This is a genomic window from Rhizobium sp. CCGE 510, assembly GCF_000292525.1.
Lineage (GTDB): Bacteria > Pseudomonadota > Alphaproteobacteria > Rhizobiales > Rhizobiaceae > Rhizobium.
The window spans coordinates 314693-327652 of record NZ_AEYF01000044.1 but is presented as its reverse complement, the minus strand read 5'-3'; the positions used below and the strand labels follow the sequence as shown (position 1 = coordinate 327652).

Genomic DNA, 12960 nt, shown 5'->3' with positions numbered 1-12960 from the left:
AGCAATGACCGTGATGAACCGCCTGGCGCTTGCGCGCGACTTATCGGGACAGACCGCGATGCCGGGGATCGAGACATCGGTCCATGGCATTGCCGTCGTCTGCGATCCGCTCGGTGCGCTTTATCTGCCGGATGCCGGCCTGCTCGTCGTCTCCGACCTGCATCTGGAAAAAGGCGCAGCCTTCGCCCGCCGCGGCATGATGCTGCCGCCTTATGATACGCTGGCGACGCTGACCGTGCTTGCCGCCGTCATTTCGCGTTATGATCCGAAGCTCGTCGTCTCGCTCGGCGACAATTTCCACGACCGCGTCGGTTCTGCGCATCTGCCGGAGAATTTTCGGGCGCTGATCGTCACAATGGCCCGCGGCCGCGAATGGATCTGGGTCAACGGCAATCACGATCCCGACGGCGTCGTCGATCTGCCCGGCGCTTCCGTCGACGAGATGCATTATGCCGGCCTGACCTTCCGCCACGAGCCGAGGAACGGCTTGCAGAGCGGCGAAATCGCCGGCCACCTGCACCCGTCGGCAACCGTCCGCCGCCGCGAGAAATCCGTCCGCCGCCCCTGTTTTGCCACCGACGGCGCCCGCCTCCTGATGCCGGCCTTCGGCGTCATGAGCGGCGGCCTGGATCTCGCCCATCAGGCGATGAAGGGCCTGTTCGACACATCCTCGCTCATGGCGCATCTGCTGGGGCGGGATCGGATCTATTCGGTCAGGTACGGGAATTTGCGCGGGTAGCGCTTGCTGTGCCGTGGCGGCTCGCCCCAGGCCCGGCAGGGCAGAGGGGGGCCTACACGGCACACCCTGAAATCAATCGCACTCCTGCAACTGCCGCTGATACGTCCCGGCCATTCGCGCGAACTTCTGCGCGGTCTGCTGCAATTGCCCGTTCGAGCGCCAGTCGCCGCGCTTGTAACCGGTCGGGCCGGAATAGTAGGCGAGATAGAGGTTATAGGCATCGTTCAGCGGAATGCCGGTCTCCGCGCTGTTCTGGGCGTGATACCAGCCGATGAAATCGATGGCGTCGGCGAAGTTTGCCCGCCGCGCCGTCCAGTTCCCGGTCTGCGACTGATAGTGATCCCATGTCCCGTCGAGCGCCTGCGAATAACCGTAGGCGGTCGACGGCCGGGTCCAGGGAATGAAGCCGAACAGCTTGGTGCGCGGCGGCCGGGCATAGGGCTGGAAGCCCGATTCGGTATACATCGTCGCCATCAGGATCGGCACCGGCACGCCGTATTTCTTCTCCGTCCGCTCGGCCGCTCGTTGCCAGCTGGAGAAGAGCCCGTCGCGCTCATCGAAGACGGCACAGATGTTCCTCGTCTGCTTCGGCGCCGTCGCGCAGCCGGCAAGCAGCGCGAGACCCACGGCGGTCAGAACGATACGAGTACGCATGACAAAACCTCTCGTTTCCGAGAGATTACTAACTCGTAAATGTTAAGGACCGGTTTTTAGTCGAATACGAAGTTTTCTGGATAGCTGCCTGCGCCGGCCAGGGATGGATGCCGTCGCGCAGCCAGAGGACGCTGTCGCGCCAGAAGCCCTCGGAATGGCGTGCATGGAACAGGCCGAAATGGCCGATCGCCTCGAAGCCGAAATCGGCGGGCTGCAACAGCACTTCGCCGATCTCGGCATTGCGGTAATAGGCAAGCGTCCGGCGGATCGCCGGCACGGTTCCGAGTTCGTCGTCCGACATGGCGACGGCCAGGATAGGTGCGGTCACGGCAGCAAAACGCTTGAGCACCTCGTCCCGCTCGGCGACAGGGTGGCTCATCTCCATGCGCGCCCGGCGAAAGCTCCATTCATGGGCGACGCCGGCCGGCAGATCCTCGAGCCACCCGAGCCGCTTGCCGGGAAAATAACCGAAGAGCGCCGTCAGCACCGGCATGGCAACGTGCCATTTCATCAGCAGCCGCATCCGGCGCGCCGGCGCATAGTCGCGCCAATAGGCATATTGAGCGCCCATCGTCAGCATGCGGTCGATCCGCCCGCCATGTTTCGAGAGGCCCGGCAGAAAACCGCCGATGCTGTGGCCGACGACATAAAGCGGCTGGTCTGCCCGTCCGTCCATGAAGCGCAGCGCCGCGTCGAAATCCTGTTCGCCCCATTCCCGCCAGCGATAACCGCAGCCGCGGAGCCGCGCCGGCCGTGAAAGCCCGATGCCGCGGTAGTCATAGGTCAGGACGTCGAAACCGTGAGCGGCGAGAAAATGGGCGTAACGATGATAATAACGCGCAAGCACGCCGGTCGCCGGATTGACGATGACGCTGGCGCGAGCCTTCGCTGCGCCCGAGGTCCAGAGATGGCCGCCGAGCATCACGCCGTCGCTGCATCGGATCTCCACCGGTGCACCTGCTGCCGGCCGTTCATCTTGTTCTTCCGCAAACGGCAGGTCCGTGCCTTCTGCCATGCTCCGTCTCCCTGTTCGGGGACGATGATAGAGGCGGGATTTCAGCAGGAAAAGCCGAAGGCGGCCATAGATTGGGCCATTGGCGTCATCAGATAGTCTAACCCGCTACGCTTTGACGGGCGCGTAGCGCAGGATTACCGCGCCGCTTTCCGTCGTCGAGGATTGGATGAGTTTCAGCGGCAGTTGCTCCCCTGCGGGCTTGAAAAGCGGGTTGCCACCGCCGAGAATGACCGGCACGACGCAAATCCTGACTTCATCGATAAGGCCGGCTTTCAGCAGGCTGTCGGCAAGCGCGGCACTGCCGAAGATGAAGATCGTCTTGCCGTCCTCTTGCTTCAGCCTTGTCAATTCGGCGATCGGATCGCTGACGACGCGGGCATTGTTCCAGCCGGGCTCGGTCATCGTCCGCGACACGGCGATCTTGGCGATGCCGTTCATATAGGCCTTGATCTTGTCTTCGCTTTCGGCGGTCGGCCAGTAAGAGGCCATGCCCTCATAGGTCTTGCGGCCAAAGACCAGCAGATCGCCTTCTTCGCCGAATTGCTCGGCCAAACGCTGCAGCTCGGGTCCCCAGGCGAGATTATGAAAGTCGATATCCCACGGCTTCGTGCCTTCGAAATAACCGTCGAGGGTCATCAGGTTCCAGACGACGAGCTTTCTCATTCCATCCTCCTTCCGGTCTGCCGGCCGCAAAACAAGTTGCTTATCGCAACCGGTTTGAAACTAGGGCAACCGATAGCAAAATGCAAGCGGCTTGTCGGGATAGATGGAGAATGGCTGCGCCGGCATGAAGCGTTGGCTTGCCCGATCACCCTTAAGAAATTCGCGTAAGCAGCGCCTTGCGGCGGATCAGTCCTTGCGGAAGATCAGGCTGGCGCCCCAACCGGTGATGACCGCGAGAGCCACGGACGCGAAGCCGTAGAGGATCGGCTGGCCATGCGCGGCGTCGGTGATCGTCTGCTCGATGCCGGTCTTGATGACACGCAGCGGCAGCGATTGCTGGGTGATAAGATTGCCGCTCTTGAACAGATAGGCGCGCACCGTGTGGACGCCGTTCGGAATGTTTGCCGGCAGGCGCAGGCTCGCCTTGAAGAGATTGGAGGAAACGAAGCGCACGCCGCTCGGGTTGCGGTCGTAGAACCCGCCGCCCTGCTGCAGCCGCCGGAAGGCATCGCGGAATTCGCTGAGATTGCTGCCATCGCCGACAAAGCCGACCGGCGTCAGCGGAATGTGATCGATGCCGATCCCCTGATCGGTCAGTTCGAGCGGCGTCGTCAGGTCGTCGATCATCCGCGAACTCGACATGGAATAGGAGTGCGGCACCGCCTCGAAGGTCATCGAGCGTGTATTCACCCAGATGCCGAAGACGCGCTCCTTCTTGCGCACCGTCGCATCCTGGCGCGGGCCCTCCAACACCACGACCACATCATATTGGCCGATGGCGAGCAGCAGCTGGTCGGTGTTCGACAGCGCCCCGAAGATCGTCAGGTCGGCGCCGTGGAAATCCGAAGTGATGGCGATTTCGCTGGTCGACGTGCCGATTTCTAGCCCTTCACGCACCGCTTCGGTTGCCTGCCCAGGCAGCCATTGTGCTACGGCAGCCGCCGGCAGCAGACAAAGAAGCGCGATGGCGGCGGCAAGCAGACGCATCAGTTGCCCGCTCCCATCACCACCGAATAAATGTCGGCCGGCGTCACCACCAGCGCGATCGCCAGACGCACGCCGACGGCGAGCACCAGCAAGCCGAGCAGGGCGCGCAACTGCTCGCCGCGCAGCTTCTGGCCGACGCGCACGCCGTATTGCGCGCCGATAACACCTGCGACCATCAGGATGAAGGCAAGCACGATATCGACGGAAAAGTTCGTCGCCGCTTGCACGATCGTCGTATAGGCGGTCACGAAAATGATCTGGAACAACGAGGTGCCGACAACGACATTGGTCGGGATGCGCAACAGATAGATCATTGCCGGCACCATGATGAAGCCGCCGCCGACACCCATGATCGAGGTGAGGATGCCGATCGCAAAGCCGAGCGCAACGATCGGAATGACGCTCAGAAAAACTTTGGATTTCTTGAAGCGCACCTTCAGCGGCAGTCTGTGCACCCAGTGCTGGTGGCCGGGCTTGCGTGGCGCCGGCAGCTCGTTGCGCGCCGCCCGCCGCATGGCATTGATGCTTTCGAGCAGCATCAGTCCGCCGACCGTGCCGAGGAAGATGACATACATCAGCGAAATGATCAGATCGAGCTGGCCGATGGCGCGCAGCAGCGAGAAGATCCAGATGCCGACCGTCGCCCCCGAGAGGCCGCCGATCAAAAGCACAGTGCCGAGCTTGACGTCGAGCGTGCCGCGCCGAAAATGCGTGATCGCGCCTGAGATCGACGACGCCACCACCTGGTTGGCGCCGGTTGCGACCGCAACGATCGGGGGGATGTTGTAGAAGATCAGCAGCGGCGTGATCAGAAAGCCGCCACCAACGCCGAACATTCCAGACAGGAATCCGACGGCCGCCCCCATGCCGAGAATGATGAAGATGTTCACCGACAATTCTGCGATGGGCAGATAGATTGTCACAGCCGACCCCGAATGATGACCGCCCCTGCCGGGCGGGTTCTGTCACGACCCCGTTCGAATGCGCACCATACTGTGAAATCGTTGCCAGAGGCTTTCGATCAGCCCTTGTGGCGATGAAGATTGAAAGCGGACGATTCGGCAGGTGCGTCGATCGATCTGTCCCGCATAATCCGGCTTTTTTCAGATTGCGTGACAGGTGGGGGTAAAAAGTGGAGAAAGCCTTGCGGCATAGTGCCGCCAAGCTCGGATTGCTGACAAAGTCCGGCCGAGTCTTTCGCCATGCTTGGCTCGCTGTCCGGTTAGCGCCGATGGTTAGGCCGCCCCTCACCCTAACCCTCTCCCCGCAAACGGGGCGAGGGGACGTGCCCACGAAAGGTTGGTGGAGACGAAGAGGGCGCGGCATATCTCCTTCGCCCCGTTTACGGGGAGAAGGTGCCGGCAGGCGGATGAGGGGCGGCTCGGTGCCTCCCGCATCGATGCGGCATGCCTCAGATCGCCTTGCTGCCCTGCTTGTTGCGTTCGAGCAGTGCCTTGACGGTCGCGTCGGTCACCTTGCCGTCCGGCTCCTGGCCGACCGACTTCTGGAAGCTTTTGATCGCGGTCACGGTCTTTGCGCCCATTTCGCCATCCGGTGAGCCGGCGTCGAACCCGTTATTGTTGAGGATCGCCTGGATATTGCGGATCGCCTTCTTCATATCGACGGTCGCCGTCTTGAGGCCGGTGCCGGCCCATTCGTCGGGAATGTCGATGGTGTTGGTGCGGTGATCGACCGGCTCCGGCTTCCAGAGATCGGCCTTGGCGCGTGCCCGCTCCAGTTGGTCCGGCTTCATGGCTTTGGCCACTTCGTCGCGTTTCTGTGCCGCGTCCTTGTCGCCCGCCTTGGCGGCGATCGAAAACCATTTGTAGGATTCTTCGAGATCCGCCGGAACCCCATTGCCACGGGCGCAAAGGATCGCCAGGTTGAACTGGCTGTCGGTGATGCCGAGGTTGGCGGCCTTGGTGAACCATGAGGCGGCCGTGGCATAGTCCTGCTGGCCAAGCGCGCCGGAAGCGTAGAGCACGGCGAGATTGTGCATGGCGCTGGCATTGCCCTGACTTGCCGCCTGCTCGTAGAAGCCCTTGGCCTTGGTGATGTCGCGTTCGACGCCATTGCCCTTCTCGTACATGCTGCCGAGCCGGTACTGCGCCGGCGCAAAGCCCTTGTCGGCCGAAAGCTGGTACCAGCCTGCAGCCTGTTTCTGATCGACGGTGATGCCGTTGCGGCCGTCCGAGTAACGCGCGCCGATCTCAAACAGCGCCAGCACATCGCCGCTGCGCGCCGCATCGGCAAGCGATTTCGGCTGGACGGTATCGGGAATGGTGATGGCGGACTGCGGTGCGGATGCCGCCGCCGGCGTGTTCGCAACGAAGCCCGATGTCTCCTGTGCCGCGCCGGATGGGGCGGCAGGCGCAAATGTCGCGGCCCCTTCGCCGTCGAGCGGGGCGGCGTCGGTCAGATGTTCGCCGGCAACCGGCGGGGTTGCTTCCGGCTCAGTCTTTTCGGCGGCAAGCGGCGTCGTGTGCGCTGTGGGAGCGGTCGTTTCGGCCGCGCCGGTGTCCGGCTGGGCGGGTGTTGCCTCAGGCAAGGCCAGCGGCGGGTTCTCCGTCGCGCCGGTCAGCGCCGAGACCTCGGCAGGCGCCTGCGGGGCGCTCTCGCCGCTCGTCAGCGTCCGGGCAAGCGGAAAGGCCATGATCGCCAGCAGAACGGCGCCGACCGCGAGCAGGATCGGCCGGCGGTAGCGCGAAAAGGCACTGGTCTTGCCCGTCTTGTCAGACCTATCGGTCTTGCCGGCCTTGTCGACGCTTGCGCCCTTCTTCTCGGCCTTGACGGCTGCCTGTTTCGGATTGGCGTCCACTTCCATCGCGGCTGCCTGCGCCGCACGGCGCGCGGCGGCGATATAATCGGCGCGATCGGTTTCGGCGGCAGGTTTGCCGCGTGCAGCACTCTGGCTGGCGCGGACGCGTTCAAGGATCTTCTTCACGTCGGGTGCGCCCGAGCCCGGCTCGAGCAGTTCGTTTGCCGCATCCGTCGGCACCACGTCGGTCGGATCGATCGACGGCGCGGGGTCGATCATCGGGCGTTCGGGTGCCCGGCTCTCGGTTTTCTTGCCGGGCAGCAGCCGCTTGCCGAGGCTGGCGAGCAGGCTGGCCTTGGTCGGCGCGTGCGTCGCAGCCTCCGGCGTCCTGGTCGCGGCTTCGATGGCGATCGCGCTGGTTCCGCTCATGGCATCGGCTTGCGCCGGGGCGGCAGGTTCGGCTGCAACCTCGGCCGTGCGGATGACGGGAGAGGCCTTCGCTGCCAGGACAGCCGCCGGCGTCCTGTCCATCTCGGCCTCGGCCACCATCAGCGCGTAGGGATCGACATCGAAATCGACGTCGGCCACCGGCATCTGGGCATTCACCCGCCCGCCACGCTCTTCCATGCCGTCGAGACGGTCGGCAATATGCACCAGTGTCTCGTGCAGCGCCTTGAAGGTCTTGTGCGTGCGCTCCTCGCTGTCGCGGCTGATATCCTCGAGGTGGCGCAGATCCTCGGCCAGCGCCGTCAGCGCCGACATGTCGGCGGCGGGCACGGCGCCCTGCGGACCGCCGTTGCGCGAATAGGCATCGATGACGGCCTCCGCCGCCTGGCGTGCCGCCTCGATGATATATTCGTCGCTCGTCGCCATATAGTCTTCGATCGCGCCCATCCGCCGGTCGAATTCGGCGGGGATCACGGCGCTTTCGCGCGGCGTGTTCATCAGTGCCGAAAGATTGGCGATCTGGTCTTCCAAGTTCTTCAGCGCACGTGGATCGGTCGGCGCTGCCGATGTGCTCTCTTCCAGCCGGGCGGCGATGTCGCTGAGCCGCCCTTCGAGACGCCGGAAGGCGCCGTCGTCGACCGCGGCGACCGCCGTGGGTTGCAGGTCCGCCATCTCGTCGATGCGCCGGGCGAGACCGTCGAGCCGCTGCGCCAGCACGTCGTTGACCGCGCCGTTCTCAAGCGCGTCGATCTTGCGGGAAATGTCGGAAAGCGTGCCGGTGAGGTCGGGCTGCGCCGTCGCCTGCGTCCGCTCCAGCAGATAGGAAAGATGTTCCAGCCGTTCGTCGAGCCGTGACGTCGCTTCCACCTTCGTCAGTTCCTCGACGCGTCCCGTCAGCGCCTCCAGCCGCATCGCCAGCTCGTCGGCCGGGTTCACGCGGTTGGCCGCATCATGGCTCATCAGGTCGATCTGATCGGCCAGCGCCGAAAGCCGGCCTTCCAGCCGCTGCATCAGCGCCGGATCGTTGGCGGCAGCCGCGCGCCCACTTGCTGCGATTGCCCGGCTGATCTCGTCAAGCCGCGTGTCCATGGCTGCGAACTGTTCCGACATGACCCGGTCGTGCGGCTGGATCATGTTGCCGAACTGCTCCATCGCCGTGGCGATGGCGATCAGCTTGTCCTCAAGCGCCCGGACCGCCGGGCTTTCGCCCATGCCGCCGATATGACGCTTGATGTCGTCGAGCCGGTAGGCGAGCGAAACCAGCTCTTCCTGCAGACCCTCGGTATCGAGCGCCGCAAGCCGGCTTTCGAAGCCGTCCCAGCGGTTTTCCATATGGCGCAGCGAATCCTCGCGCGCCAGCCCGTCCATCAGCGAGCGCAGCTCCTCGAAATCCTCGCGCAGGCCGGTGGCCTCCGGGCCGCTCGAGCGGCCGGTCAGCTGGGTGATGCTCTGGGCAAGCCGGCCCATATCGGCGCGCATATCGTCGGCGAAACCGCCATCGCCGGCATTTGCCTTGATCTCGCGCAGCTCGGCGCGCAGCGCGTTCATCTCGCGGGTGACGCCCTCCGAAATATCGCGCTTCAGGTCATGCCTGAGATTGACGAGCGCCTGGGCGATCTCGGTCATCGTGTCGTCGCCCGCACGGAAGGCGGGTGCCGGTTGTGGTGCGGCGGCGCGCGGCGCGGGTTCGCGCACCTGCGGGGCCGGCTCGCGTGTGTAGGGTCGCTCGCGGCCCGCTTCAAGCGCGCGCTGGCGCTGGCGGATTTCGGAAAGCGGATCCGGCCGCGGCTCGAGCGGCGCCCTTGCGGGGCGCGGAGCATTGGAGGCTGGGTAGGGTTCGCGCTCGGCTGTTGCCGTGCGCGGCCGCTGTTCGCGCCCACTGCCCATCAGCCCTTCGATGCGTGCCTCCAGCCCTTCGATCGTGCGGTTCAGCGCATCGAGCGAGGTCCTGTCGGACTGTCGGGAAGGATTTGATCGCGATCCGTTCATCTTCTTGCTCGCTTCGACTGCTCGACCCCTCGTCAGAGCTCGATCCTTGGCTTTTCCGTCTGTGGCCAGCGTCTTCACGCGGACCGGAGCGCATCATTCATAAGAGGTTAGTCAATTAGACTTTCCTCAAGCTGGACGATGTAGCGGCATCCTTAGAAACGCGAGACTGGGAAAAGAAATGCGGATTGCTACTGCTCAATCCGCACCTTTCACGAAACGTGGTAAACAAGCCGTTAATGTCGATGAGAATTTTTTAACGTTTGTGTTCCAAACGCCGTTTTAGGCGGCAATTGCCCCTGAATTCGTCACATCGAATGGCGGTGGAGCGCCTAGGTCGGCCGCTTATATTGCAGCTCGATCTTCACGCCTTCGGGGCCATAGACGAAGACCTGGCCGAGATCGGTGTCGGGAATATCGTAATACTCGTAGCGATAGCCGCTCGCCTTGATGCGCTCCAGCGCCGGGGCGAATTCATAAAGGCTGAAGGCGACATGGTTGAAGATGCCGGACGGAAAGTCGGTGCTGCGCGATGTCAGGCTGAGATGGATGACCGGGCGTTCGTCCAGATAGAGCCAGTGGCCGGGCGAGTCGAACGGTGGCCGATAGCCTTCCTCGACGCCGAGTACGGCGTTGAGGAAGCCGATCATACGAGGAGCATCGCGGGTATCGATCGTCACATGGTCCAGGCGCGGCATCGATGTCTTCCCCCTCAGCTCCGGCAACGAAACATAGTCTGTTCGTCGCCGCCGCGAAAGCTGCCTTCTCCCGGCAGCATCGCGGCCGTCGGCGGCAGCTCAGAAATTCTCCGTCCAGGGCCGGACTTCGACCTCCAGCGACCATGCGCTGCGGTGCTGGCGAAGCACGTCGATATAGGTCTGTGCGATCGCGTCCGGCGCGAGCGTGCCATCCGGCTTCTCCGCCCGGTCCGGCCGCATTTGCGAGCGCACCGCGCCATCGATGACGAAATGCGCGACATGGATGCCCATCGGCCCGAGTTCACGGGCCGCACTCTGGGCAAGGCCGCGCAGCGCGAATTTGCCCATCGCGAAGGGGGCCGATTGCGCAAAGCCCTTCACGCTTGCCGAGGCGCCGGTGATCAGGATGGCGCCACGGCCACGCGGTATCATCCGCCGCGCCGCCTGCTGCACCGCCAGAAAACCGCCGAAAGCGGTGGTGGCGATCGCCTTTTCGACATCGGCGGGATCGAGTTCGGCCAGCGGCCCGCGCAGGCGGGCGCTGGCATTGAAGATCACCACGTCAGGTCCGCCGATCGTGCTGGCGGCCTCTTCGAACAGCGCCGCGACGCTCTCGGGCTCCGAGACATCGGCGGTAAAGGCGCTGGCGCCGGTCTCCTCGATGAGCCCCTGCAGCTTCTCGATATTGCGGGCGGCGAGCCCGACCTTGACGCCGAGCGCCGACAATTGCCGGGCGAGCGATGCACTGATGCCGGAGCCAGCGCCAACGATCAGCGCGCTCTCATAGGGAAAGTCGGTCATGATATCTTCCTCGATGGATCGTCTGGAAGACGTAGGAAGTCTAAACGCTCTGCGCTACCGCCCAGCAGACATTCGTTCCTCGGTAGGCTGTCTTATCAGCTCGAAACCGATCATGCTGGTGGCTCTCCCGAAGTCTTGCCACAATACCGTTTCCGATGGACAAGGAAGACGAGATGACGTCTCCTCCGCCTGGCGCTTCACGGCTCGTGGTTTCCGCCCTCGAATTTTTTCACGAAAGCCGCACACCCACAAAATTTGACGTTTACGCAAACGTCAATATTTTGTAAGACGGTGCCCGAGGCCGGCGCGATCCAGTCAGCCGAATGGGAGGAATTCTTAAGATGCCAGTCTACAAGGCCCCGGTAAACGATACGCTCTTCATCCTGAACGATGTGCTGGGCCTGGAACGCTACAACAATCTTCTCGGTTTTGCCGACGCGACGCCGGATATGATCGAGGCGATCCTCAGTGAGGCGGCGAAGGTTGCCGAGGAGGCTCTCTTCCCAGTGAATTATTCCGGCGATCAGGAAGGCTGCACCCGTCACGACGATGCCAGCGTCTCGACGCCGAAGGGTTTTAAAGAGGCTTACAAGGCCTATCGCGACGGCGGATGGATCGGCCTTGCCGTGCCGGAGGAATTCGGCGGGCAGGGGCTTCCCTATACGCTGCATACCGCCGTCGGCGAATATACCTCCGCCGCCAACATGTCGCTGATGATGTATCCGGGGCTGACGCAGGGCGCGATCGCCGCGCTCCTCGTCCACGGCTCCGACGAGCAGAAGGCGACATACCTGCCGAAGATGGTGGACGGCACGTGGTCCGGCACCATGAACCTCACCGAGCCGCATTGCGGCACCGATCTCGGCATGTTGCGCACCAAGGCAGTGCCGCAAGCTGACGGCAGCTACAGGATCTCCGGCCAGAAGATCTTCATCTCCGCCGGTGAGCACGATCTCGCCGACAATATCGTCCACCTGGTGCTCGCGCGCATCGAGGGTGCGCCCGAGGGCACCAAGGGCATCTCGCTGTTCATCGTTCCGAAATTCCTCGTCGGCAAGGACGGCGCCCTCGGCGCCCGCAACACTGTCTCCTGCGGTGCGATCGAGCACAAGATGGGCATTCACGCCAACGCCACCTGCGTCATGAATTACGACGAAGCGACCGGCTTCCTGATCGGTGCCGAAAATCGCGGTCTCAACGCCATGTTCGTGATGATGAACGAGGCCCGTCTGATGGTCGGCCTGCAGGGCATCGCCGTTTCCGAGATCGCCTATCAGAACGCCGCCAATTACGCCCGCGACCGTATCCAGGGCCGCTCGCTGTCCGGCCCCAAGGCGCCTGACAAGAAGGCCGATCCGATCATCGTCCATCCCGATATTCGCCGCACGCTGATGACCATCCGCGCTTTCAACGAGGGCGGCCGGGCCTTCCTGCTGTGGACCGCCCTCAAATCCGATATCGCCCACCGTGCCACCGACGAGAAGGAGCGCCAGACGGCCGACGATATTCTCGGCCTCGTCACCCCGATCCTCAAGGGCGTGATGACCGACAAGGGCTTCGATCATGCGGTCATGGCCCAGCAGGTCTTCGGCGGCCACGGCTATATCGAAGAACACGGCATGAGCCAGTATGTGCGCGATGCCCGCATCGCCATGATCTATGAAGGCGCCAACGGCATTCAGGCGCTCGATCTGGTCGGCCGCAAGCTCGGCCTGAACGGCGGCCGCGCCGCCACGGCGCTGTTCAAGGAGATCGGCGATTTCTGCGAGGAGAACCGCGGCAATGAAAAGCTCTCCTTCTTCACCAAGCATCTGAAGAAGGGCTTGAACGACGTCCAGGGCGCGACCATGTGGTTCATGCAGAACGCCATGGCCAAGCCCGACAATGCCGGCGCCGGCTCGACCGATTACATGCACCTCTTCGGCCTCGTCGTCCTCGGCTATATGTGGGCGAAGATGGCGAAAGCCGCCGAGGACGGCCTTGCATCCGGCGATGGGACCCGAGAGGATTACTTGAAGAACAAGCTGGTGACCGCCCGCTTTTTCATGGAACGGATCATGCCGGAAACCGTGCTGCGCAAGGCCCGCATCGAAACCGGTGCCGACACGATGATGGAACTGGCCGCCGAAGCGTTTTGAGCCATTTCTCCCTCCCCCTTGTGGGGAGGGCTGGGGAGGGGTCTTCTCTCCTCCTTCCAAGATTCAAGGCAAGA

10 protein-coding genes are annotated in these 12960 nt (G+C 63.4%); 2 read left to right on the top strand and 8 right to left on the bottom strand.

Annotation, left to right across the window (positions count from 1 at the left end; genetic code table 11):
* Nucleotides 1-13: 13 nt before the first annotated feature.
* The gene (gene pdeM / locus RCCGE510_RS21645) at nucleotides 14-739 is read left to right on the top strand and encodes a ligase-associated DNA damage response endonuclease PdeM (protein WP_037079530.1); all 726 of its coding nucleotides are present in this window, start codon (nucleotides 14-16) and stop codon (nucleotides 737-739) included.
* Nucleotides 740-811: 72 nt separating this feature from the next.
* Here pdeM and RCCGE510_RS21640 read toward each other — a convergent pair whose 3' ends face one another.
* From RCCGE510_RS21640 to RCCGE510_RS21605, 8 genes are all read right to left on the bottom strand, one after another.
* Nucleotides 812-1393, bottom strand: coding sequence for a transglycosylase SLT domain-containing protein (locus RCCGE510_RS21640; protein ID WP_007633526.1), 582 nt, complete (start codon nucleotides 1391-1393; stop codon nucleotides 812-814).
* 28 nt (nucleotides 1394-1421) lie between these two features.
* Nucleotides 1422-2408, bottom strand: coding sequence for an alpha/beta fold hydrolase (locus RCCGE510_RS21635; RefSeq protein WP_007633525.1), 987 nt, complete (start codon nucleotides 2406-2408; stop codon nucleotides 1422-1424).
* Nucleotides 2409-2513: 105 nt separating this feature from the next.
* Nucleotides 2514-3071, bottom strand: a complete 558-nt coding sequence (locus RCCGE510_RS21630) for a dihydrofolate reductase family protein (RefSeq protein ID WP_007633524.1) — start codon at nucleotides 3069-3071, stop codon at nucleotides 2514-2516.
* A gap of 186 nt (nucleotides 3072-3257) precedes the next feature.
* Nucleotides 3258-4058 (bottom strand): TIGR02186 family protein, encoded by an 801-nt coding sequence (locus tag RCCGE510_RS21625; protein WP_007633523.1) that lies wholly within the window; start codon nucleotides 4056-4058, stop codon nucleotides 3258-3260.
* Entirely contained in the window at nucleotides 4058-4981 is a 924-nt protein-coding gene (locus tag RCCGE510_RS21620; protein ID WP_007633522.1) for a sulfite exporter TauE/SafE family protein, read from the bottom strand. The genes RCCGE510_RS21625 and RCCGE510_RS21620 overlap by 1 nt, the downstream gene beginning before the upstream one ends.
* Nucleotides 4982-5469: 488 nt before the next feature.
* The gene (locus RCCGE510_RS21615; protein ID WP_007633521.1) at nucleotides 5470-9252 is read right to left on the bottom strand and encodes an SEL1-like repeat protein; all 3783 of its coding nucleotides are present in this window, start codon (nucleotides 9250-9252) and stop codon (nucleotides 5470-5472) included.
* Nucleotides 9253-9581: 329 nt separating this feature from the next.
* Nucleotides 9582-9947, bottom strand: a complete 366-nt coding sequence (locus RCCGE510_RS21610) for a VOC family protein (protein ID WP_007633520.1) — start codon at nucleotides 9945-9947, stop codon at nucleotides 9582-9584.
* A gap of 99 nt (nucleotides 9948-10046) precedes the next feature.
* A complete protein-coding gene (locus RCCGE510_RS21605) occupies nucleotides 10047-10748 on the bottom strand; it encodes an SDR family NAD(P)-dependent oxidoreductase (RefSeq protein ID WP_007633518.1) in 702 nt (233 codons plus the stop codon).
* Between the two features lie 341 nt (nucleotides 10749-11089).
* Here RCCGE510_RS21605 and RCCGE510_RS21600 point away from each other — a divergent pair, with 341 nt between their 5' ends.
* Nucleotides 11090-12886 carry an acyl-CoA dehydrogenase C-terminal domain-containing protein gene (locus tag RCCGE510_RS21600; RefSeq protein WP_007633517.1) on the top strand — a complete coding sequence of 599 codons (1797 nt, stop codon included), beginning with the start codon at nucleotides 11090-11092 and terminating at the stop codon, nucleotides 12884-12886.
* Nucleotides 12887-12960: the final 74 nt, after the last annotated feature.